This window comes from Lysobacterales bacterium, from assembly GCA_019634735.1.
In the GTDB taxonomy this organism is placed as follows: domain Bacteria; phylum Pseudomonadota; class Gammaproteobacteria; order Xanthomonadales; family UBA2363; genus Pseudofulvimonas.
The window spans coordinates 13,668-34,388 of the sequence record JAHCAT010000005.1 but is presented as its reverse complement, the minus strand read 5'-3'; the positions used below and the strand labels follow the sequence as shown (position 1 = coordinate 34,388).

General features: G+C 70.7%; 15 protein-coding genes, 1 tRNA gene and 1 riboswitch. Of the genes, 8 read left to right on the top strand and 8 right to left on the bottom strand.

Annotation, left to right across the window (positions count from 1 at the left end):
* Positions 1-53: 53 nt before the first annotated feature.
* The 6 genes from hflX (at position 54) to KF823_06240 (ending at position 6,223) form a co-directional block, all read left to right on the top strand.
* Positions 54-1,406, top strand: a complete 1,353-nt coding sequence (gene hflX, locus KF823_06265) for a GTPase HflX (GenBank protein ID MBX3725506.1) — start codon at positions 54-56, stop codon at positions 1,404-1,406.
* A gap of 142 nt (positions 1,407-1,548) precedes the next feature.
* Positions 1,549-2,736, top strand: coding sequence for an FtsH protease activity modulator HflK (gene hflK, locus KF823_06260; protein MBX3725505.1), 1,188 nt, complete (start codon positions 1,549-1,551; stop codon positions 2,734-2,736).
* The gene (gene hflC, locus KF823_06255; protein ID MBX3725504.1) at positions 2,733-3,602 is read left to right on the top strand and encodes a protease modulator HflC; all 870 of its coding nucleotides are present in this window, start codon (positions 2,733-2,735) and stop codon (positions 3,600-3,602) included. Before hflK ends, hflC begins: the two co-directional genes overlap by 4 nt.
* Before the next feature lie 9 nt (positions 3,603-3,611).
* Positions 3,612-3,797, top strand: coding sequence for a DUF2065 domain-containing protein (locus KF823_06250; GenBank protein ID MBX3725503.1), 186 nt, complete (start codon positions 3,612-3,614; stop codon positions 3,795-3,797).
* A gap of 261 nt (positions 3,798-4,058) precedes the next feature.
* Entirely contained in the window at positions 4,059-5,351 is a 1,293-nt protein-coding gene (locus tag KF823_06245; GenBank protein MBX3725502.1) for an adenylosuccinate synthase, read from the top strand.
* A 35-nt stretch (positions 5,352-5,386) separates the two neighbouring features.
* Positions 5,387-6,223, top strand: a complete 837-nt coding sequence (locus KF823_06240; GenBank protein MBX3725501.1) for a TlpA family protein disulfide reductase — start codon at positions 5,387-5,389, stop codon at positions 6,221-6,223.
* A 62-nt stretch (positions 6,224-6,285) separates the two neighbouring features.
* On the opposite strand, the gene KF823_06235 is transcribed toward KF823_06240, so the two are convergent.
* The 4 genes from KF823_06235 to KF823_06220 all read right to left on the bottom strand — a co-directional run bounded on the left by KF823_06235 (position 6,286) and on the right by KF823_06220 (position 12,872).
* Positions 6,286-7,050 (bottom strand): alpha/beta hydrolase, encoded by a 765-nt coding sequence (locus tag KF823_06235; protein MBX3725500.1) that lies wholly within the window; start codon positions 7,048-7,050, stop codon positions 6,286-6,288.
* Positions 7,051-7,291: 241 nt separating this feature from the next.
* Positions 7,292-10,195 (bottom strand): aminomethyl-transferring glycine dehydrogenase, encoded by a 2,904-nt coding sequence (gene gcvP, locus KF823_06230; GenBank protein ID MBX3725499.1) that lies wholly within the window; start codon positions 10,193-10,195, stop codon positions 7,292-7,294.
* 334 nt (positions 10,196-10,529) lie between these two features.
* Positions 10,530-10,621: riboswitch (glycine riboswitch) on the bottom strand.
* Positions 10,622-10,822: 201 nt separating this feature from the next.
* Positions 10,823-12,622 (bottom strand): potassium/proton antiporter, encoded by a 1,800-nt coding sequence (locus KF823_06225; protein MBX3725498.1) that lies wholly within the window; start codon positions 12,620-12,622, stop codon positions 10,823-10,825.
* 165 nt (positions 12,623-12,787) lie between these two features.
* A tRNA-Leu gene (locus tag KF823_06220) sits at positions 12,788-12,872 on the bottom strand.
* Between the two features lie 138 nt (positions 12,873-13,010).
* On the opposite strand from KF823_06220, the gene rnr reads away from it, so the two are divergent.
* Entirely contained in the window at positions 13,011-15,545 is a 2,535-nt protein-coding gene (rnr, locus tag KF823_06215) for a ribonuclease R (protein ID MBX3725497.1), read from the top strand.
* Entirely contained in the window at positions 15,542-16,282 is a 741-nt protein-coding gene (rlmB, locus tag KF823_06210; protein ID MBX3725496.1) for a 23S rRNA (guanosine(2251)-2'-O)-methyltransferase RlmB, read from the top strand. Before rnr ends, rlmB begins: the two co-directional genes overlap by 4 nt.
* Before the next feature lie 250 nt (positions 16,283-16,532).
* On the opposite strand, the gene KF823_06205 is transcribed toward rlmB, so the two are convergent.
* The 4 genes from KF823_06205 to rnt form a co-directional block, all read right to left on the bottom strand.
* Entirely contained in the window at positions 16,533-17,225 is a 693-nt protein-coding gene (locus KF823_06205; GenBank protein MBX3725495.1) for a hemerythrin domain-containing protein, read from the bottom strand.
* A gap of 119 nt (positions 17,226-17,344) precedes the next feature.
* Positions 17,345-19,525, bottom strand: coding sequence for a S9 family peptidase (locus KF823_06200; protein ID MBX3725494.1), 2,181 nt, complete (start codon positions 19,523-19,525; stop codon positions 17,345-17,347).
* A 57-nt stretch (positions 19,526-19,582) separates the two neighbouring features.
* Entirely contained in the window at positions 19,583-19,867 is a 285-nt protein-coding gene (locus tag KF823_06195; protein MBX3725493.1) for a zinc ribbon domain-containing protein, read from the bottom strand.
* Between the two features lie 163 nt (positions 19,868-20,030).
* Positions 20,031-20,696: a ribonuclease T gene (gene rnt / locus KF823_06190; protein ID MBX3725492.1), complete on the bottom strand. Its 666-nt coding sequence runs from the start codon at positions 20,694-20,696 to the stop codon at positions 20,031-20,033.
* Positions 20,697-20,721: the final 25 nt, after the last annotated feature.

Genomic DNA, 20,721 nt, shown 5'->3' with positions numbered 1-20,721 from the left:
ACCGGAGCCGGCCACGGCCAGGACAGCGGCGCGGCCGCGAGCAGCAGCGACGATTGAACGGTCCCGTCCGACCCTCGCCAGCCCCGGACTCCACCCGGCCCGATCCCGCGTCCGACCCGTTCAGTCGCGCCCGGCGTGGCGAGCGTGCGCTGCTGCTGATCCCGCTGCGCCAGACCGACGACGCCGACGCGGAGACCGCGGAGTTCTCGGAACTGGCGCGCTCGGCCGGCGCCGAGGTGGTCGCCACCGTAACCGCCCGCGTGCAACGGCCGCATCCGGCGACCTATGTCGGTGAGGGCAAGGTCGAGGAGGTGGCCGCGCTGCGCGAGGCAGAGGGATGCGACCTGGTGCTGGTCGACCACCCGCTGTCGCCGGTCCAGGAGCGCAACCTCGAGCGCCTGTGCAAGTGCCGGGTGCTCGACCGGACCGGACTGATCCTCGACATCTTCGCCCAGCGCGCACGCAGCTTCGAGGGCAAGCTGCAGGTCGAGCTCGCGCAGTTGCGCCACATGGCCACCCGCCTGGTGCGCGGCTGGACCCATCTCGAGCGGCAGCGGGGCGGCAGCATCGGCCTGCGCGGCCCGGGCGAGACCCAGCTCGAGACCGATCGCCGCCTGCTCGCTGAGCGCGTGAAAATCCTGCGCCGGCGCCTCGAGCAGGTGCAGGTGCAGCGCGGCCAGTCGCGCCGGGCGCGCAGCCGCGGCGAACTGCCGACGGTGGCCCTGGTGGGCTACACCAATGCCGGCAAGTCGACCCTGTTCAACCGCCTGACCGGCGCCGGCGTCTACGCCGCCGATCAGTTGTTCGCCACCCTGGATCCCACCCTGCGGCGGATCGAGGGACTGTCCTGCGGACCCCTGCTGCTGGCCGATACGGTCGGTTTCATCCGCGAATTGCCTCATGAAGTGGTTGCCGCGTTCCGTTCGACCCTTGCTGAGGCGCGCGACGCCGACCTGCTCCTGCACGTGGTCGATGCCGCGGATCCCGAGCATCCCGAGCGCATCCGCCAGGTCGATGCGGTACTGGAGGAGATCGGTGCCGGCGACTTGCCGCGCATCCTGGTGATGAACAAGGTCGACAGCACCGGCCAGCCGGCCCGCGCCGATGCCATCGACGGCGGCGACCAGCCCAGGGTCTGGCTGTCCGCCGCCACCGGCCAGGGCATCGACCTGCTGTTCGATGCGCTGGCGGGGCACTTCGCCGCCCTGCGCAGTCGCTACGAGGTGTTCCTGCCCCACCAGGCGGCGTCGCTCCGCGCCGCCCTGTTCCGTCGTCACGCCGTGGAATCGGAACGGGCCACAGAGGCTGGCTGGCTGTTGACCACGCGGCTCGGCGCCGCGGAGCTGGGCCGGCTGCAGGGCGAGCGGTCGGTGGAGGGCCTGCGCGTGCGGGCCCTTCCGGACTGAAAGGGCGGACTTCGAGTAATCCGGATCTGCGCGGCTTCGCCACCCGGCTACAATCGCGGCATCGAATCGATGTGGGTCGTCCCGGGGACGGCCCGCGCCCAGGCGACCGGCACGGCCGGTCGCGGTTTTCTTGGAGAGCTTCATGGCCTGGAATGAACCCGGTGGCGGCAAGCAGCGGGACCCGTGGTCCGGCGGTGGTGGTGGCGCAGGCGGGGGCGGCCCCGACTTCGAGCGCTGGCTGAAGAACCTCAACGAGCGGATCGGCCGCATCTTCGGGGGCGGCCGGCGCGGCGCCGGGAACGGCGGCGGAAGCGCCGGCGCGGGTGCCGGCGGCATCATCCTGCTGCTGGTCGGCGCCCTGTTGCTGTGGTCGGCCTTCGATGCGTTCACGGTGATCGAGGAGCGCGAGCGCGGCGTGGTGCTGCGTTTCGGCCAGGCCCAGCGGCTGATGAATCCCGGCCTCAACTTCAAGTGGCCGAGGCCCATCGAGGAAGTGCGCCGGGTGGATTTCACCTCGGTCCGCTCGGTCACCGAGCAAGCGCGCATGCTGACCCGTGACGAGAACCTGGTGGTGCTCAAGTTCAACGTCCAGTACCGGGTCGCCGATCCCAACCTTTTCCTGTTCGGAACCCGCAATCCAGACGATGGCCTGCGCCTGGCCACCGAGGCCGCCGTCCGCCAGGTGATCGGCGCCAACACCCTGGACGAGATCCTGATCGGCCAGCGCGCCGTGCTGGTCGCCGAGGTCCGCCAGGTCCTGCAGACCATGCTGGCCGACTACGGCACCGGTCTGGAGCTGACCGACGTCAACTTCCAGGAGGTCGAGCCGCCGCAGGAGGTCAAGGCCGCCTTCGACGATGCGATCGCGGCGCGCGAGGACCGCGAACGCCTGGTCCGCGAGGCCGAGGCCTACGCCAGCCGGGTGGTGCCCGAAGCACGCGGCGAGGCCGCGCGCATCACGCTCGAGTCCGAGGGCTACAAGGAGGTCACGATCGCCCGCGCAACCGGCGCCGCGGCCCGCTTCAGCCTGCTGGTGGCCGAGTACCGCAAGGCCCCGGAAGTGACCCGCAAGCGCCTCCTTCTGGAGACCATGCAGGACGTCCTGGCACGCAGTCCGAAGGTGATGATCGACGTCCGCGAGGGCGGCCAGTCCCTGATGTACCTGCCGCTCGACCGCATCCTCAGGGAGCGCGGCATCGACGCGGGTGGCGAGGGCCTGGGCTCCGCCTCGCCGGTCCAGGGCGCTGCCCGCACCGAATCGGCCCGGACGCCCGTCGCGCCCGACCCCCGTCGTGATGGCCGCGTCGCCGGCCGGGAGAGCCGTCGATGAAGACCGGAATCGTTGTCCTGCTTGCGGCGGTGCTGCTGCTGGTCGCCAACAGCCTGTTCGTGGTCCGGGAGCACGAGTTCGCCGCCCTGTTCCGGCTGGGCGCGATCACTCGCGCGGACTTCCAGCCCGGATTGCACTTCAAGGTTCCCTTCATCGAGTCGGTTCGCCGTTTCGACCGCCGCCTGCTCACGCTCGACGCGCAGCCCGAGCGTTACCTGACCAGCGAGAAGAAGGACGTCAGTGTCGACTTCTTCGTGCGCTGGCGAATCGCCGACGTCTCGCGCTTCTACCAGGCCACCGGCGGCAACGAGGAAAACGCCCTGGCGCGCCTCAACCCGATCGTCAAGGAAGCGGTCCGCAACGAGTTCAACCAGCGGACCCTGCAGGAGGTCGTGGCCGACATTCGCACCAACCTCACCGACGTGCTGACCACCAAGTCCGACGAGTCGGCGACCCAGCTCGGCATCAAGATCGTCGACCTGCGCATCAAGCGGATCGAGCTGCCCGAGGACAGCGAGGTGATCGACTCGGTGTTCCGGCGCATGCGCGAGGAGCGCCGGCGGGTCGCAAACGAGCTGCGCGCCGAAGGCGGCGAGGCGGCGCAACGGGTCAGTGCCGATGCCGACCGGCAGCGCAACGTGATCATGGCCCAGGCCGAGCGCGACGCGCAGCGCCTGCGCGGCGAAGGCGATGCCACCGCGGCGGAGATCTACTCCCAGGCCTACGGGGCCGATGCCGAGTTCTACGGCTTCCACCGCAGCCTGGAGGCCTACCGCGAGGCGTTCGCCACCGGCACCGACGTGCTGGTGCTGGATCGCAACTCCGAGTTCTTCCGCTACTTCGGCGAAGGCGGCCGCGGTCGCTGAGGACGGAACATGTCCGACCTGTGGGCCGCGTTGTGCCTGGTCCTCGTCATCGAGGGCCTGGTGCTGTTCGTGGCGCCGGCCGGCTGGCAGCAGGTGGCCCGGCGCCTGCAGGAGATCGAGCCGCGCCAGCTGCGGGTGGGCGGTGCGGTGATGGTGGTCCTCGGGCTGCTCAGCCTGCATCTCGTACGGGGCTGAACGTCGCGACCCCGGCGGTGGCCCGGCGGCACGGAAATCCGGATAATGCCGAAAAGCCGGCGGGGCGTCCCACCGGCTTTTCTCGCGTCTGGCCGCCGGAAATCGCGGCGGGAACGGCGAGGGCAGGCGACAGCACGGCGCCTTCGCGACCGCCGGCCGGCCGACCTGGCGAGGCCAGGAAGGCCGAGCCTGGTCGGTGACGTCGCGCCGCTGCGCGCGGCGGTCGTGTTGGATGGTGGTGGGAACAATCAGGAGAGCGAGATGGGTCAGTCGGTCGTGGTGTTGGGCGCGCAGTGGGGCGACGAAGGCAAGGGCAAGATCGTCGACCTGCTCACCGAGAAGATCGGCGCCGTGGTCCGATTCCAGGGCGGCCACAACGCCGGGCACACCCTGGTCATCGGCGGCCGCAAGACGGTCCTGCACCTGATACCGTCGGGCATTCTGCGGGAAGGCGCGCTGTGCCTGATCGGCAACGGGGTGGTGCTGTCGCCGGCGGCGCTGCGCAAGGAGATCGACGAGCTCGAGGGCAACGGCGTCGAGGTTCGCTCGCGCCTGAAGATCAGCCCCGCCACGCCGCTGATCATGCCCTACCACATCGCCCTGGACCAGGCGCGAGAGCGCGCCGCGGGCGGCAAGGCGATCGGCACCACCGGGCGCGGCATCGGCCCCGCCTACGAGGACAAGGTGGCGCGGCGCGGCATTCGCGTCGCCGACCTGCACTATCCAGACCAGCTCGCCGAAAAGCTGCGGGTCGCGCTCGATTACCACAACTTCGTGCTGACCCGTTACCTGGGTGCCGAGGCGGTCGACTTCCAAGCCATGCTCGATGAGGCGCTGGCGTTCGGCGACTACGTCGAGCCAATGAAGTCCGACGTCGCGGGCATCCTGCACGACCTGCGCCGGCAGGGCCAGCGCGTGCTGTTCGAGGGCGCCCAGGGCTCGCTGCTGGACATCGACCACGGCACCTATCCGTACGTGACCAGCTCGAACACCACGGTGGGTGGTGCCTTGGCCGGTACCGGCGTCGGCGCCGATGCCATCGATTATGTGCTGGGCATCGCCAAGGCCTACGCCACGCGGGTCGGCGGCGGTCCCTTTCCGACCGAGCTGGACGACGAGGTCGGCCAGGGCATCCGCGACCGCGGCCAGGAGTATGGCGCCACCACCGGCAGACCGCGCCGCTGCGGCTGGATCGACATCGTCGCACTCAAGCGTGCGGTCGCCATCAACGGCATCAGCGGCCTGTGCATCACCAAGCTCGACGTGCTCGACGGCATGAAGACCCTGAAGGTGTGCATCGCCTACGAGTACCGCGGCAAGCGCACCGAATACGCACCCCTGGATGCCGCCGGCTGGGACGAGTGCACGCCGGTGTACCTGGAGTTCCCCGGCTGGGAGGAGAACACCCACGGCGTCACCGAGTGGGAGCGGCTGCCCCCCGCGGCGCGCGCCTACCTGCGCGCGCTGGAGGAACTGGCCGGCTGCCAGCTCGCCGTGGTCAGCACCGGGCCCGACCGCGACCACACCATCGTCCTGCGCGATCCCTTCGCGTGAGCGCCAGCGGCTGACGCCGGCCCGGACGCGGCGCCGTGCCGAGCCTGGGGCCGCTGCCCTGGACCGTGCTCGAGGTCGGCCTGGCCGCGGCAGTTGCGCTGGTCCTCGGCCACTGTCTGGCCGGCCCGGAACCCGGCGACCGCCGTCGCGCGCGAGACCTGATCCTCAACCTGGCGCTGCTCGCGGTGCTGGCGGCGCGGCTGTCCTTCGTCGCCGTTCATGCCGGTGACTATCTCGTCGAGCCGACCGCTCTGCTGCGCATCGGCGATGGCGGCTTCCTGCCTTGGGTGGGAATCGGCGTCGCGCTGCTGGCCGGGATCTGGTTCACGCGTGGCAACGGACGACTGCGTCAGGCGGCGGCCCTGGCCGCCACGGCCGGCCTGCTGGCGTGGTTGCTGGCCGGACTGGCGACCGCGCGCCTGCAGGTGTCTGCCGCGCTGCCGGACCTGCTCCTGACGCGAGTGGCGGGGGAGCCGGCACGCCTCGCGGCCCTGGCCGACGGCCGGCCCCTGGTGGTGAACCTCTGGGCCACCTGGTGTCCACCCTGTCGCCGGGAACTGCCGGTGCTGGCAAGGGCCCAGGGGAGCCATCCCGACATCGCCATCGTCCTGGTGAACCAGGGCGAGTCCGAGCAGGAGGTCCGCGCTTTTCTTGCCGGCGAGCCGTCCGCGCCGGACAACGCGCTCATGTTGATCGACACCGGATCTTCGATGATGGCGGCACTGGGTGCCCGGGCCCTGCCGGTCACGCTCTTTTTCGACGCCGAAGGCCGGCAGGTCGGCAGCCATGTCGGGGAGCTGACCCGGGCGACGCTCGCCGTTCGCCTCCAGCGCCTGCGTGAAGCGGCGCGCGGTCCCCGGCCGCAGCGCTGAGGACCGGCTCGCGGCGAACGTTCCCGGCCCGGGGACCGGGGCCTCGCGGTCTGCAATCGGTCTTACCGGGTCAGGAAGGCACGCAGCGAAGCCAGGATCGCCGGGTTGCGCAGATCGACGTTGTGGTCCGCGTCCGGCAGGTCCAGGATGCGGGGCGGCACCGGCAGCGCGGCGGCCAGGGCGTCTGTGCGTGCAGCGGGCACGATGCTGTCCCGGCCGGCCCTCACCACCAGCACCGGGCCGGAATGCCCGGCCAGGTGCCTGGCCGATTCGTAGCGCTCGCGGAGCAACCAGCGGACCGGCAGCCACGGGTAATGGTGGGCAGCCACCTCGGTCATGCTGTCGAAAGGCGTCACCAGGACCAGCCTGTCGACATCGCGTTGGCCGGCCAGGAAGGCGGCCACACCACTGCCCAGGCTGCGCCCGACCACCGCGATGCGCGCCTGGGGACGACGGGTCCGGACATGGTCGTACAAGGCGATCGCATCGGCGCCGAGGCTGGCTTCGTCGGGGCGTCCGTCGCTGGCGCCGTAGCCGCGATAGGCGACCAGGAAGACGGCATGCCCCGGGAACAGCGCCAGGGCGTCGGCGCGCAGGTGACCGATCTGCTCGGCATTGCCGCCGAAGTACAGCAGGACATCGGGCTGGTCCGGGGCCACCAGCCAGCCGCGCAGGATCACGCCGTCCGCGCGCGGCAGTTCGAAATCGGTCTCGGAAACCCGGGCCCGCGTGTACTGGGGCATGTAGATGAGACTGCTCTGCTGCAGAAACAACAGCAGACAGAGCAGCCCGTAGATGCCGATCAAGGTCACGGCGGTGGCGACCATGCGCGGCGATCGAAAGGCCATCGATGCGTCTCCGGGAATGGACCTCGGACCGAACAGCAACCTACAAGCGAGTGAACTGCATCTGTGCGCGCCCCGCCCTGACGCCCTGGCGTTTGGTCCGGCGGCGGGAGCCGGTCAGGTTGCCGGAGCCCGCCAACGGCGGATTCCCATTGGCCGCCGCATGGGAGCGGTCGAGCCGACCCGACGGCACTCCGCGGTATGCGCGCATGCTTGCAAGGCCTCAGGTCCGGGCGGGCTCCTGGTATGCGTGAATCGGGATGCACGCGCAGAACACGTTCTTGTCGCCATGCACGTTGTCGACGCGCGCCACCGGCGGCCAGTACTTGTGCTGCATAAGCACCGGCAGCGGGAACACGGCCAGCTCACGCGGGTAGGCATGCCGCCATTCGCCGGCAATCGCCATGGTCGCGGTGTGCGGGGCGTTGCGCAGCGGGTTGTCCTCGCGATCCAGGCGGCCGTCCTCGATCGCCCGGATCTCGTCGCGGATCTGGATCATCGCATCGATGAAGCGGTCGAGTTCGTGCAGGCTCTCGCTCTCGGTCGGCTCGACCATCAAGGTGCCGGCGACCGGGAAGCTCAGGGTCGGCGCGTGGAAGCCGAAGTCGATCAGGCGCTTGGCCACGTCTTCGGCGCTGACGCCGGTCGCCTTCTCCAGGGGACGCAGATCCAGGATGCACTCGTGCGCCACCAGGTCGTTGCGGCCGGCGTAGAGCGTGCGGTAGTGGTCGGCCAGGCGCCTGGACACGTAGTTGGCGCTCAGCAGCGCGACCTGCGTGGCGCGGCGCAGGCCGGCCGCGCCCATCAGGGTGATGTACATCCAGCTGATCGGCAGGATCGAGGCAGACCCGAAACTTGCTGCGGAGACCATGCCCACCTCGCCCTCGCCGCCGAAGGTGCGCGGCAGGTAGGGCGCCAGGTGCGCCTTCACCGCGCAGGGGCCGACGCCCGGTCCGCCGCCGCCGTGCGGGATGCAGAAGGTCTTGTGCAGGTTGAGGTGGCTGACGTCCGAACCCCACTGGCCGGGCTTGGCGACGCCGACCAGGGCATTGAGGTTGGCGCCGTCGGTGTACACCTGGCCGCCGTGACCGTGGATGATCTCGCAGATCTCGACGATGTCCTCCTCGAACACGCCGTGTGTGGACGGGTAGGTGACCATCAGGGCGGCCAGGCGGTCGGCGTGCCTGGCGGCCTTCTCGCGCAGGTCGGCGACATCGACGTTGCCGCGCGCGTCGCACTTGGTCACCACCACCGTCATCCCGCACATCTGGGCGCTGGCGGGGTTGGTGCCATGTGCCGATTCCGGGATCAGGCAGATGTCGCGTTGCGGCTGGCCATTGGCCTTGTGGTAGGCGCGGATCGCAAGCAGACCGGCGTACTCGCCCTGGGCGCCCGAGTTGGGCTGCAGGCTGACCGCGTCGTAGCCGGTGCACTCCACCAGCATGGCCTCGAGTTCGCCGATGAGCTGGCGGTAACCCTCGGTCTGCCAGGCCGGGGCCAGCGGATGGATATTGGCGAACTCAGGCCAGGTGACCGGGATCATCTCCGCGGTGGCGTTGAGCTTCATGGTGCACGAGCCCAGCGGGATCATGGTCCGGTCCATGGCCAGGTCCTTGTCGGCCAGGGCGCGCATGTAGCGCAGCATCTCGTGCTCGCTATGGTGGGTGTTGAACACCGGGTGCTGCAGGAATGTCGAGCGCCGGCGCAGCGACTCGGGGATCAGGTCGGGGGCGGTGCCGTCGAGGGCATCCACCGACGGCAGGACGGCATCGTCGGAGGGCGCGAAGATGCGCCAGAGCAGGGCGATGTCCTCGCGGGTGGTGGTCTCGTCGAGCGAGATGCAGATCGAACCGTCGCCGCGCACGCGCAGGTTGGCGCGGTTCGACTCGACGCGGGCCAGAATGCCCGGGCCGGCGTCGCCGGGCGCGATGCACAGGGTGTCGAAGGCGCTGCCGTGCACCACTGAATGGCCCAGCTCGCGCAGGCCGGCGGCCAGGATGGCGGTGAGGCGCGAGACGCGCCGTGCGATGCGTGCCAGGCCCTCCGGGCCGTGGTAGACCGCGTACATGGAGGCCATCACCGCAAGCAGCACCTGCGCGGTGCAGATGTTGGACGTGGCCTTCTCGCGGCGGATGTGCTGCTCGCGGGTCTGCAGGGTGAGCCGGTAGGCGGGCTTGCCCTCGGCGTCGACGGAGACGCCGATCAGGCGCCCTGGCATCGAGCGCTTGAACGCGTCCTTGCACGCCATGAAGGCGGCATGGGGTCCGCCGAAGCCGAATGGCACGCCGAAGCGCTGCGAGTTGCCGACCACGATGTCGGCGCCCATCTCACCGGGCGGCTTGAGCAGGGTCAGCGCCAGCAGGTCGGTGGCGACCACGAACAGCGCGTCGTGCGAGTGGATGACCTCGGCGTCGCGGCTCCAGTCCTCGATCCAGCCGCTGGAGGCCGGGTACTGGACCAGCACGCCGAAATAGTCGCCCTCGGCGAGGGCGGCGTGGAAAGCCTCCGTGGAGCGCACCACCTCGAGCGAGATGCCCAGCGGCTCGGCGCGGGTGCGAAGCACCTCCAGGGTCTGCGGATGGGTGTCGCCGGCGACCAGGAAAGTATCCGACTTCGACCTCGCGGAACGCCTGGCCAGGGTCATGGCCTCGGCCGCCGCGGTGCCCTCGTCGAGCAGGGAGGCGTTGGCGATCTCCATGCCCGTGAGTTCCGCGCACATGGTCTGGAAGTTGATCAGCGCCTCCATGCGGCCCTGCGAGATCTCCGCCTGGTAGGGCGTGTAGGCCGTGTACCAGGCCGGGTTCTCGAGGATGTTGCGCAGGATGACGTTGGGGGTGTGGGTGCCGTAGTAGCCCTGGCCGATGAAGCTTCGGAACACCTGGTTGCGCGCGGCGATGGCGCGGATCTTGGCGATCGCCTCGACCTCGGTGACCGGCGCGGGCAGGTCGAGCGGCCTCGCGGACTTGATGGAGGCGGGAACGATGGCATCGGTCATCGCCTCCAGCGAGTCGTAGCCGATCACGCCGAGCATGTGCGCGATTTCGGCGTCGTTCGGGCCGATGTGGCGCTCGACGAAGCCGTCGTGGTGTTCCAGGTCCCGCAGGGTGGTGTGGCTCATCGTTGGCATCCGGCAAAGTGTCCGCGCGCACGCCGCGCGCCTGGCGGTGGGTCGACCGGCCGGCGCGTTCGCGACGCACCGGCGGCAGCGGGACTCCCACCCGTGGCATGCGCCACAGGAAAGCCTGCGTTCCGGCCGCCGCGCTTGCATGCGCGCCGGCGCTCGCAGGCTCGTGGCTGACGCCACTCGAAAGCCCTGCTCGTTCCGGCCGTCGCGCTTGCATGCGCGCCGGCGCTCGCAGGCTCGTGGCTGACGCCACTCGAGAGCCCTGCTCGTTCCGGCCGCCGCGCTTGCATGCGCGTCGGCGCTCGCAGGCTCGTGGCTTGCGCCACTCGAAAGCCCTGCTCGCCCCTCTGTCCTTTTGCCTGAGAGTTTGGGGGCGTGGGCCCCGTGCCCCTTCGGCGCCGGTCAACCGGTCTCTCCAGAGTCTTTGCCGCGCGTGCTGGTACCTGGGCCTGAGCGATTGCGGGCGTTTGCGCCTTCGGCAGCGGGTCGCCCCGCTTCTCCCACCACGTGCCGGCCAATGATAGCGGGCCGGGCCGCCACGCGTCGCTCCAGCGCGGCGCGGGCAGGTCCCGCGTCGGTCGGGTCGGGTTGCGTCTGCAGGGTGCCGCCAAGGGCGCAGCCGCCCCCCGATCATGCGCCGGTCGGTGGCGTACCGCTGTCGCGCCTGCGGGCCTTTCGGCCGCGCATGCCCGGCGGCAGTCCCAGCCGCAGCTCGCCGGGTGGACCCAGGAGCAGCCCGACCCGGCCGACCCGCTCGTCCTCCATCGCCTGGACCACGAGCGTGGCGATGCCGACCTCGATGCGGTCGCCGATATGCGGTGCATCGTCGAAGTGGGCGGCGAACAGCTCGGCGAGGCTGAGTTCGGCGAGGTGCCCGGGTATCTCGACGTGAAAATGCCGGCCCAGCGTGCGCAGGTGCAGGCTGCCACGCACGCTGGTCACGCCGATCAGTTCGTGGGCGGCGGCGCGGGCGTCCTCGGGGGCGGCGAACAGCCAGTCCAGGCGGCTCACGCTGCCCGGGGGCGCCAGATAGTAGGCATAGTCCTCGGCCTGCAGCGGCAAGGCGGGGCCCGGTTCCAGCACCTGGCCGCCGCGCACCACCATGCTTGGCCGCGCCCACGCGGGGACCGGCGCGCCACGCAGCACCGCGCTGCCGGGGGCAACCCGGTAGCCCACCATCTCCTGCTCGAGCTGGCCGGGCAGGTCCAGTTCGACGCGCCGGAACGGCGGGTCGCGGCGGGGCAGGGCCACGTCGAGGCGTCCGGCCAGCCAGCCCAGGCTCCAGCCCTGAACCAGCAGCGAGCTGAGCACGACCACGAACGCGACGTTGAAGTACAGCTCGGCGCCGGGCAACTGCACGAGCATCGGGATGGAGGCGAGGAAGATGCCCACCGCCCCGCGCAGCCCGACCCAGGAGATGTAGGCGGTTTCGCGCTTGCTGTACCGGTAGGGCAGCAGGCACAGGGCCACCGCCAGCGGCCGCGCGACGACCATCAGAAAGGCCGCCAGCGCCAGCCCGGGCAGCAGGGAGTCAAGCAGACGGCTGGGGGTCACCAGCAGGCCCAGCACCAGGAACATCAGCAGCTGCGCCAGCCAGGTCACCGCGTCCTGCACCGCCACCACGCTGGCATAAGCGCGCACCGGGCGGTTGCCGACCACCAGGCCGGCCAGGTAGACGGCCAGGAAGCCACTGCCGCCGAGGATCGCGGTCAGCGCGAACACGGTCACGGCGCCAGCCAGGGCGAGCAGCGGATGCAGCCCCCCCGGCAGGTCCAGACGATTGAGCGCATGGGCCAGGAGCCAGCCGCCTGCCAGTCCCAGGACCGTGCCCAGGCCCGCCTGCCGGACCAGGTTGACCAGAAACCCGGAGGCGCTGGTCGCGCCCTCGCTGGCGATCCAGGCGGTCAGGGCCAGGGTGAGGAACACCGCAACCGGGTCGTTGCTGCCCGATTCGACCTCGAGGGTCGCACCGACCCGCTTGCGCAGGTGCAGCCCGCCCGCCCGCAGCAGGAAGAACACCGCGGCGGCGTCGGTGGATGCGACGATCGCGCCCAGCAGCAGACCTTCTGCGGGGGACAGTCCCAGCAGAGGGATCGCGGCAAGTCCGGTGAGGCCGGCGGTGACAACCACGCCGACGGTGGCCAGGGTCGCCGCGGGCGCCAGGACGCCGGCGACCTCGGACAGTCGGGTGCGCAGTCCACCGTCGAACAGAATCACCGACAGCGCCAGCGAACCGACCAGAAAGGTCGCCTGGTAGTTGGCGAAGGCGATGCCGCCCGGGCCGTCCTCGCCGAGCAGCATGCCCAGGCCCAGGAACACCAGCAGCAGAGGCGCGCCGAACCTGCGGGCCAGCAGGCTCGAGGCGATGCCGGCCAGCACCAGGGCGGCGCCGGCCAGCAGGATCAGGTTGGCCTGGTCCAGGGCTTCCACGTTGGCAGCTGTCCTCCACGCGGGCTCGCGGGCGCAGATCGGATACGGAGCCGGCAGGGCGTCATGATGCCGGTTGGCGCTGTCGGGACGCTATCGCCCCGAAACGAAAAACCCCGCCAGCGGCGGGGTTGGTCGCATCATCGGCAGCAGGCCGACGGTGTGTCATGGTGCCCAGGAGAGGACTCGAACCTCCACGGTTTTACCCGCTAGTACCTGAAACTAGTGCGTCTACCAATTCCGCCACCTGGGCAGGTGCCGAGCGCCCGGCAGGGCGCAGGGGGCGCAACTTTAGGCAGTCGCGCAGGCCTTGTCAATGTCGGTGGGGCCAGACGCCCCGGCGCGTGCGTCGATCGGGCCGTGGTCGGGGACGCCGGGGTACCATTGCGCCATGACAAGAACCAGCAAGAGCAAGAGCGGCGGCAGTCGCGGCAGGGGCACCGGCAGTTCGGCAGGCAAGTCCGGCGGGCCTGCCGGAAAGGCCGGGACACGGACCGCGTCCGGCAAGGGCGCCCCGAAGGCAGGCCCGGGTGCGCGCGGCGCAGGCGGCAGGACGGCCAAGGGAACTGCCCCTGGCGGCGCGGCGACGAAGAAGCGGACCCCGGCTGCGTCGGGGTCGGCAAAGGCACCATGGTTGCCCCCGGTGTTTCCGGAAGCAGGTCGCGGCGGTTCCGCGGCCAAGGCCGCGCGCCGCGGCGCAGCGGCCACGCGTCCTGCGTCTTCCGCGGTCGCCGATCCGTACGCCGAGCGAGAGCAACGGCGTTACGAGAACCCGATCCCCAGTCGCGAGGCGATCCTGACCTTTCTCGGCGCGCAGGGTCGGCTGATGCAGGCCGACGACATCGCTGCCGGCCTGGGGCTGACCGATCCGGAACGCTTCGACGCCCTGGGCAAGCGCCTGGCGGCGATGCTGCGCGATGGCCAGTTGCACATGAACCGGCGCGGCGGCTACGGCGTCGCCGACCGCCTGCAACTGATCGCCGGCCGGGTGCTGGGCAAGGAAGACGGGTTCGGCTTCCTCAGGCCGGATGCCGGCGGCGACGACGTGTTCCTGCCACCGGCGCAGATGCGGCGCGTGCTGCACGGCGACCGGGCCATGGTCTCGGTCACCGGCCTGGACCGCCGGGGCCGCCCGGAAGGCGTCATCGTCGAGATCCTCGATCGCCGCGCGGCACGCCTGGTCGGCACCTACAGCGAAAAGGCCGGCATCGGCACGGTGGCGCCGGACGACACCCGCATCCACATGGAGGTGGTGATCCCCGCCGATGCCCGCGGCGAGGCCCGGAACGGCCAGCTGGTGGTCTGCGAGATCACCGAGCAGCCGACCGGCTGGCGGCCGCCGATGGGGCGCGTGGTGGCCGTCCTGGGCGACCGCCTGACCGCCTCCCTGGTGGTGCAGACCGCGATCCACAGCCACGGCATCCCCGACGAATGGCCCGCCGAGGTGTTGTGCGAGGCCGCCGACACCCCGCAGCTGGTGCTGGCCACCGACCACGAGGGTCGCGTCGACCTGCGCCAGCTGCCTCTGGTCACCATCGACGGCGAGGACGCCAAGGACTTCGACGACGCCGTCTACTGCGAGCCGCACCGGGATGGCTACATCCTGATCGTGGCGATCGCCGACGTCTCCCACTATGTCCGGCCGGGATCGCCGCTCGACGAGGAGGCACGCAACCGGGCGACCTCGGTGTACTTCCCCGGCTACGTGGTGCCGATGCTCCCGGAGACCCTGTCCAACGGCATCTGCTCGTTGCGTCCCGAGGTCGAGCGGCTGTGCATGGTCTGCGAGATGGTGGTCGACGGCGACGGCGAGGTGACCAAGTCGCGCTTCTACCCCGGTGTCATGCGTTCCCACGCACGGCTCACCTATACCCAGGTCTGGCAGGCGGTCGGCGAGAAGGATCCGGCCGCGATCGAACGGCTCGGTCCGATGCTGGGCCCGGTGCGGCAGCTGTTCCGGCTGTACCGGCTGTTCGCGAAGCGTCGGACGGCGCGAGGCGCGCTGGATTTCGAATCGACCGAGGTCAGCTTCCGGCTGGCGCCGTCCGGCGAGGTCGTGTCGATGGGCGCCTACGAGCGCAACGACGCCCACAAGCTGATCGAGGAATGCATGATCGCGGCCAACGTGCAGGCCGCGAAGTTCCTGCTGAAGAAGAAGGTGCCGGCCCCGTACCGCGTGCACGACCGGCCGCCGGAGGGCAAGTTCGCCGAGCTCAGCGAGTTTCTGGTCGAGTTCGGCCTTTCGCTGCCGGCACACGCGACGGTCACCCCGCTGGACTACGCCAACCTGCTCAAGAAGGTCCGCAAGCGCGCCGATGCCACGCTGTTGGAGTCGGTGCTGTTGCGCTCGATGAGCCTGGCCGTGTACCAGCCTCAGAACATCGGGCATTTCGGCCTGGCGCTGGACGCCTACGCGCACTTCACCTCGCCGATCAGGCGCTACGCCGACCTGCTGGTGCACCGGGCGATCCGGCACGCCCTGGCCGGCGGCAAGGCCACCGACTACCACTACGCGGCGCACGACATCGCCACCCTCTCGACGCACTGCTCGGAAAACGCGCGCCGCGCCGAGGAGGCCGAACGCGACGTCGACGAGCGCTACAAGTGCGCCTGGATGGAGAAGCACGTCGGCAGCACCTTCGAGGGCACGATCAGCGGCGTGACCAGCTTCGGCCTGTTCGTGGAGCTGGACGAATCCCGGGTCACCGGCCTGGTGCACGTCACCCAGCTGCCCAATGACTACTACCACTTCGATCCGGTGCGCAAGATGATGACCGGCGAGCGCCGGCGGCTCGGTTTCCGGCTGGGCGACCGGGTCAAGGTGCTGGTGCTGCGCGCCAGTCTCGAGGACCGCAAGATCGACTTCCGGCTGGTCGAGGACACCGGTCCGGTGGTGGCGACGCGGGCGCGCAAGGCGAAGTCGTGAGCGGCAGCGACTGGATCGGCGGCATCCATGCCGTCGCCGCGCTGCTGGACAGGGATCCGGCGGCGGTCCTGGAACTGATGTTGGCCCGCGAGGCGCGCAACCCGCGCCTGGACGAGATCGCCGCCCAGGCGCGCGCCGCCGGCATCGCCGTGCAGCGCGCACCGCGGTCCACCCTGGAGCGCCTTGCCGCCGGACTGCGCCACCAGGATGTGCTGGCCAACGTCCGCACACCTGCCGCCGTCGATGAGCGCGATCTGCCGGACCTGGTCGCGGCAGCCGGGGCGCAGGCGCTGCTGCTGGTGCTCGACGGTGTCACCGATCCGCACAACCTGGGCGCCTGCCTGCGCTCGGCCGCGGCCGCCGGTGCCACGGCCGTGGTCCTGCCCAAGGACCGCAGCGCGCCGCTGAACGCTGCTGCGCGCAAGGCCGCGGCCGGCGGCGCCGAGTCGGTGCCGCTGGTGCGCGTCACCAATCTCGCCAGGGCCATGGAACAGCTTCGCCGCGACGGCGTGTGGATCGTCGGACTGGCGGGCGAGGCCGAGCAGTCCCTCTACCAGCGCGATCTGACCGGCCCCCTGGCTCTGGTGCTCGGTGCCGAGGGCGAGGGCATGCGCAGACTGACCCGCGAACACTGCGATTTCCTGGTGCGCATCCCCATCGATGCCGCGATGGAGAGTCTCAATGTCTCGGTGGCCGCCGGCATCTGCCTGTTCGAGGCCCGCCGCCAGCGCGGCTGATCACTCGTCGAGAGCCGGGACCCGGGACCCGGGATTCGGGATTCGGGATTCGGGATTCGGGATTCGGGATTCGGGATTCGGGGCTCGGGACTCGGGGCTCGGGACTCGGGACTCGGGACTCGGGACTCGGGACTCGGGACTCGGGACTCGGGACTCGGGACTCGGGACTCGGGACTCGGGACTCGGGACTCGGAGCAGGAGCGCTGGCCTGGAAAGGTCAGAAGCCGGGACAGTCGCGTCCGGGGCGCCTTCAGGCCGCCCGGGCGGCGGCCGGATCGGCGAGGCGGGCCAGCAACCGCTGCCACGGCTGGGGTGCCAGGCAGCCGGTGAGGCTGCCGACCAGGGCCTCGAACACGGGCGGCGGCAGGGTGGCCTGGAGGTCGGCAAGCAGCGCGTGCCGCTCGCCGGGGTTGAAGGCGGGCAGCATCAGGCGCAGCACCTCGATCATCTCCTGCGGCGGGATCGAGGCAACCAGGTCCCGGTGCAGGTCGGCCAGCTCCACATCGCTGTACAGGGCCCAAAGTGCGGCGTTGTTGTCGCGTTCCTCGACGCGCATGTGGGCGAGGTTGTCCTGCACGAAATCCGCCAGTTCGTCGTACAGCCGGTCGGCAAGCGGCGGACGGGCGGCCGGGCCGGTCACGCGCAGGCGCTGCACCTGCGCGGCCAGCCGGTCGATCTGCAGGATATGGTGGTCATGGTCTTCCGCGGTCGCCAGGGCCACGACCGGCCGGCGCCGCAGCAGGGCGGCGTGGATGAAGGCGTTCTCGTGCTCGAGATGCCGGCGGCAGAGGGTCAGCAGCGCCTCCACGGCATCGAGATCGGCGGCGAGCGCGGCCTCGTCCTCGACATCGAGGGCGCCAACGCCGACCAGGGTGTCGGCGAACACCTTGCGCAGGGCCTTGTGGATGCCGCGGTACAGGTCGAGGCGGGGCTTGGGGGTCATGCGGGAAGTACTCCATGTGGATGTACTCCCCGAAACGCGAAGCGCAGCCGCCGCCCTCAACCGGCGGCCGGCTGTCGTTGCCGGCCGTTCAGGCCGGCGCCGCGACTGGCGGGCCGGTGCTACTCGGGGACCGGCGCCGCCGGCAGGTCCAGGCCGGTGTGGTGCGCCGCGAACGCCAGGATGTCGGTCCACTCGGCGATCTGCTTGTCGGTCGGCTTGCCGGCGCCATGGCCGGCGCGCACGTCGATGCGGATCAGCGCCGGGCGCGGCGGCGCGACCGCCTGCAGGGCCGCGGCGAACTTGAAGCTGTGCGCGGGGTAGACGCGGTCGTCGTGGTCGCCGGTGGTGATCAGGAAGGCCGGGTAGTCGACCCCCTCGCGCAGGTTGTGCAGCGGCGAGTACGCGCGCAGCGCGCGGTACTCGTCGGCATCCAGGACCGAGCCGTAGTCGCTTTCCCAGGCCCAGCCGATGGTGAACTCGCGGAAGCGCAGCATGTCCAGCACGCCGACCCCGGGCACCGAGGCGGCGAACAGCTCCGGGCGCTGCATGGCCACGGCCGCGGCCAGCAGGCCGCCGTTGGAGCGGCCGTGGATGACCAGGTGTTGCGGCGCGGTGACGCCGCCGGCGATCAGGTGTTCGGCCGCCGCCGCCATGTCGTCGAAGACGTTCTGGCGGTTGCGCTTGATGCCTGCCTCGTGCCAGTCGCGGCCGTACTCGCCGCCGCCGCGCAGGTTGACAGAGGCATAAATGCCGCCCATTTCCAGCCAGGCCAGCGTGTAAGGGGTGAACGCCGGCGTCAACGGGATGTTGAAGCCGCCATAGCCGTACAGGAAGGTCGGACGTGGCCCCGCCGGCAGGCCGCGACGACTGACCACGAACATCGGCACCCGGGTGCCGTCCTTGCTCTGGAAGAACTCCTGGCGCGTCTCGTACTCGGCGGGATCGAAGGCCAGCGCCGGGGCCCGGAACGGCGACACCTGGCCGGTCGCGACGTCGAGCCGGTAGATGGCGCCCGGCTGGCTGAAGCTGCTGAAGGAGAAGAAGGTCTCGTTGCCATCGGTGCTGCGCGGGAAGCCGCCTGCGCTGCCCAGGCCGGGCAGGGAGACGTCGCCAGCAGGGCTGCCGTCGAGTCCGAACAGGCGGACCTCACTGGCCGCATCGCGCAGGTACTGGGCGACGAAGCGGTCGCCCACCCGGCTGACCGCCCGCAGGGTGGCGTCGGATTCGGCGACCAGCTCACGCCAGTTCGCCGGCTCCGGGCGGGCCAGGTCGATCGCGACAAGCCGCTGCCTCGCCGCGCCGTGGTCGGTGCGGAAGAACAGGGTGTCGCCCTCATTGCCCACGAAATCGTAGGCGTGCTCGAACTCGCCGATCAGTTCGACGACCGGCGCGTCCGGGCGGTCCAGCGGCTTGACCAGCACCAGGTTGCGTTCCTCGGTGCCCCGCCACACGGCGATCACCAGGAAGCGCCCGTCGTCGGACCGGGCGGGTGCGAAGCCCCAGTCGGGCTGGTCCTGGCGCTCGTAGACCAGGGCGTCTTCGTCCTGGCCGGTGCCGAGCCGATGGAAGTACAGCTTCTGGAACTTGTTGACCGCCTTGAGGGCATGCTCGCCCTCCGGCGCGTCGTACCGGCCATACCAGAAGCCGGAGCCGTCGGCGGCCCAGACCGGCTGGCTGAACTTCACCCAGCGCACCAGGTCGGGCAGGTCCTCGCCGCTGTCGATGTCGCGGATCCGGTATTCCTGCCAGTCGGAGCCACCCGAGGAGGTGCCCCAGGCCAGGTAGCGGCCGTCGCGACTGATTTCGGCACCGGTCAGGGCGATGGTGCCATCGGCCGACAGGGCGTTGGGGTCGAGCAGCACCCGCGGCTCGCCGTCCAGGCCGTCCTGCACCATCAGCCGTGGCTGGTTGGCCAGGCCGTCGTTCCAGGTGTAGAAGTAGCGGTCACCGCTGCGCTCGGGCACGCCGAAGCGCTCGTAGTTCCAGAGCGCGGTGAGGCGTGCGTTGAGCCGGTCGCGCCCGTCGATCGCCTCCAGGTGCGCCGAGGTGATCGTGTTCTGCGCCTCGATCCAGGCCAGGGTGTCGGCCGAGTCGATGTCCTCCAGCCAGCGGTACGGATCGGCCACGGACTCGCCGTGGTAGGAGTCGGCGTGCTCGACGGTACGGCTGCTCGGATAGCTCATCGGGGTTTCGGAAGCGCGCGGAGCATCGGTGCCGGCCGGGGGCGCGGCGGGATTGGAACAGGCGGTCAGCGCGGCGGCGCAGGCCGCGGCCAGCAGGACGCGGAGGCTGGGATTCATGGCAGGTCCGGGTGGGGGATGCGGGCCGGTCACCTTAGCGGCTGCGGCCCGGCCGCCTCAATCCCCGGGGTCGGAGATGATCGCCGGCCCCTTGCCGGCAGTCTTCTCGTAGACGCCCTTGCCCAGGCGCTTGTACTGGGTGAAGCCACGCTCGCTGAAATGCTTTTCCTTGAGCGTGTGTGCCTGGCCCATGGTCACGCTCGGCGCCGACAGCAGACGCACGGCCGGGTGGCCGCAGGCCGGGCAGGGTGCGTCCGGGTCGGACAGGCGCTGCAGCTTCTCGAAGCGCTGGCCCTGCTGTCCACAGTCGGGCTGTTCGCAGCGGTACTCGTAGATCGGCATGCCGACAGGGTGGGGGCCGGGTGGGGCCGGGTCAAGCCGGTCCGGGCGCGTCGCTGGCGTTCCGCCAGCCCGGATGCAGCTCGGGGACGCGTCGCGAGATCGTCGAAAAGATCGGCGGCCGCTGCAGCGGTGCCATGAATCATCCAGGCAAGGTGTCTTGCGCTCAGGCGGCGTCGGCGCGGCCCGGCTGCAGCCAGCCGCCCAGGGCCCGGAAGCGGTTGACGATGCCGCAGAACAGGGCGGACGTGCGCTCGGCATCGTAACGGGCCGAATGCGCCTCGGTGCTGTCCCAGTCCAGGCCGGCAGCCTGCAGGGCGCGGCTGAGCACGGTCTGGCCATAGGCCAGCCCGGACAGGGTGGCGGTGTCGAACACGGTGAAGGCATGGAACGGATTGCGCTTGTGGCCGGTCCTGCGCACCGCAGCGTTCAGGAACGCCAGGTCGAAATGGGCGTTGTGGCCGACCAGGATGGCGCGCTGGCAGCCGGCGGCCTGGATGGCCACCCGGATCGGCTTGAAAACGAAATCCAGCGCGGCCCGTTCCTGGCGCGCGGCGCGCAGGGGGTGGTGCGGGTCGATGCCGTTGACGGCAAGCGAGCGCGGATCCAGTTCGCCGCCCTCATGCGGAATCACATGGGTGCTGGTGATCTCCCCGGGTACCAGGATGCCGTCTTCGGTCATCGCCAGCGGTTGCACCGCGATTTCCAGCAGGGCATGGCGGCCGGGATCGAAGCCGCCGGTCTCGACATCCACCACCACCGGCAGGAAGCCCCGGAAGCGCTCGGCCAGGGGATTTCGGGGGGGTGTGGCTGCGGTCATGGGCCCAATCATAGCCCAGGCGCGCGGCCGGCTGACC

Coding starts and splice junctions, on each gene's coding strand:
- hflK (MBX3725505.1), top strand. CDS start 1,549: ATGGCCTGGAATGAACCCGGTGGCGGCAAGCAGCGGGACCCGTGGTCC.
- hflC (MBX3725504.1), top strand. CDS start 2,733: ATGAAGACCGGAATCGTTGTCCTGCTTGCGGCGGTGCTGCTGCTGGTC.
- KF823_06250 (MBX3725503.1), top strand. CDS start 3,612: ATGTCCGACCTGTGGGCCGCGTTGTGCCTGGTCCTCGTCATCGAGGGC.
- KF823_06245 (MBX3725502.1), top strand. CDS start 4,059: ATGGGTCAGTCGGTCGTGGTGTTGGGCGCGCAGTGGGGCGACGAAGGC.
- KF823_06235 (MBX3725500.1), bottom strand. CDS start 7,050: ATGGTCGCCACCGCCGTGACCTTGATCGGCATCTACGGGCTGCTCTGT.
- gcvP (MBX3725499.1), bottom strand. CDS start 10,195: ATGCCAACGATGAGCCACACCACCCTGCGGGACCTGGAACACCACGAC.
- rnr (MBX3725497.1), top strand. CDS start 13,011: ATGACAAGAACCAGCAAGAGCAAGAGCGGCGGCAGTCGCGGCAGGGGC.
- KF823_06205 (MBX3725495.1), bottom strand. CDS start 17,225: ATGACCCCCAAGCCCCGCCTCGACCTGTACCGCGGCATCCACAAGGCC.
- KF823_06200 (MBX3725494.1), bottom strand. CDS start 19,525: ATGAATCCCAGCCTCCGCGTCCTGCTGGCCGCGGCCTGCGCCGCCGCG.
- KF823_06195 (MBX3725493.1), bottom strand. CDS start 19,867: ATGCCGATCTACGAGTACCGCTGCGAACAGCCCGACTGTGGACAGCAG.
- rnt (MBX3725492.1), bottom strand. CDS start 20,696: ATGATTGGGCCCATGACCGCAGCCACACCCCCCCGAAATCCCCTGGCC.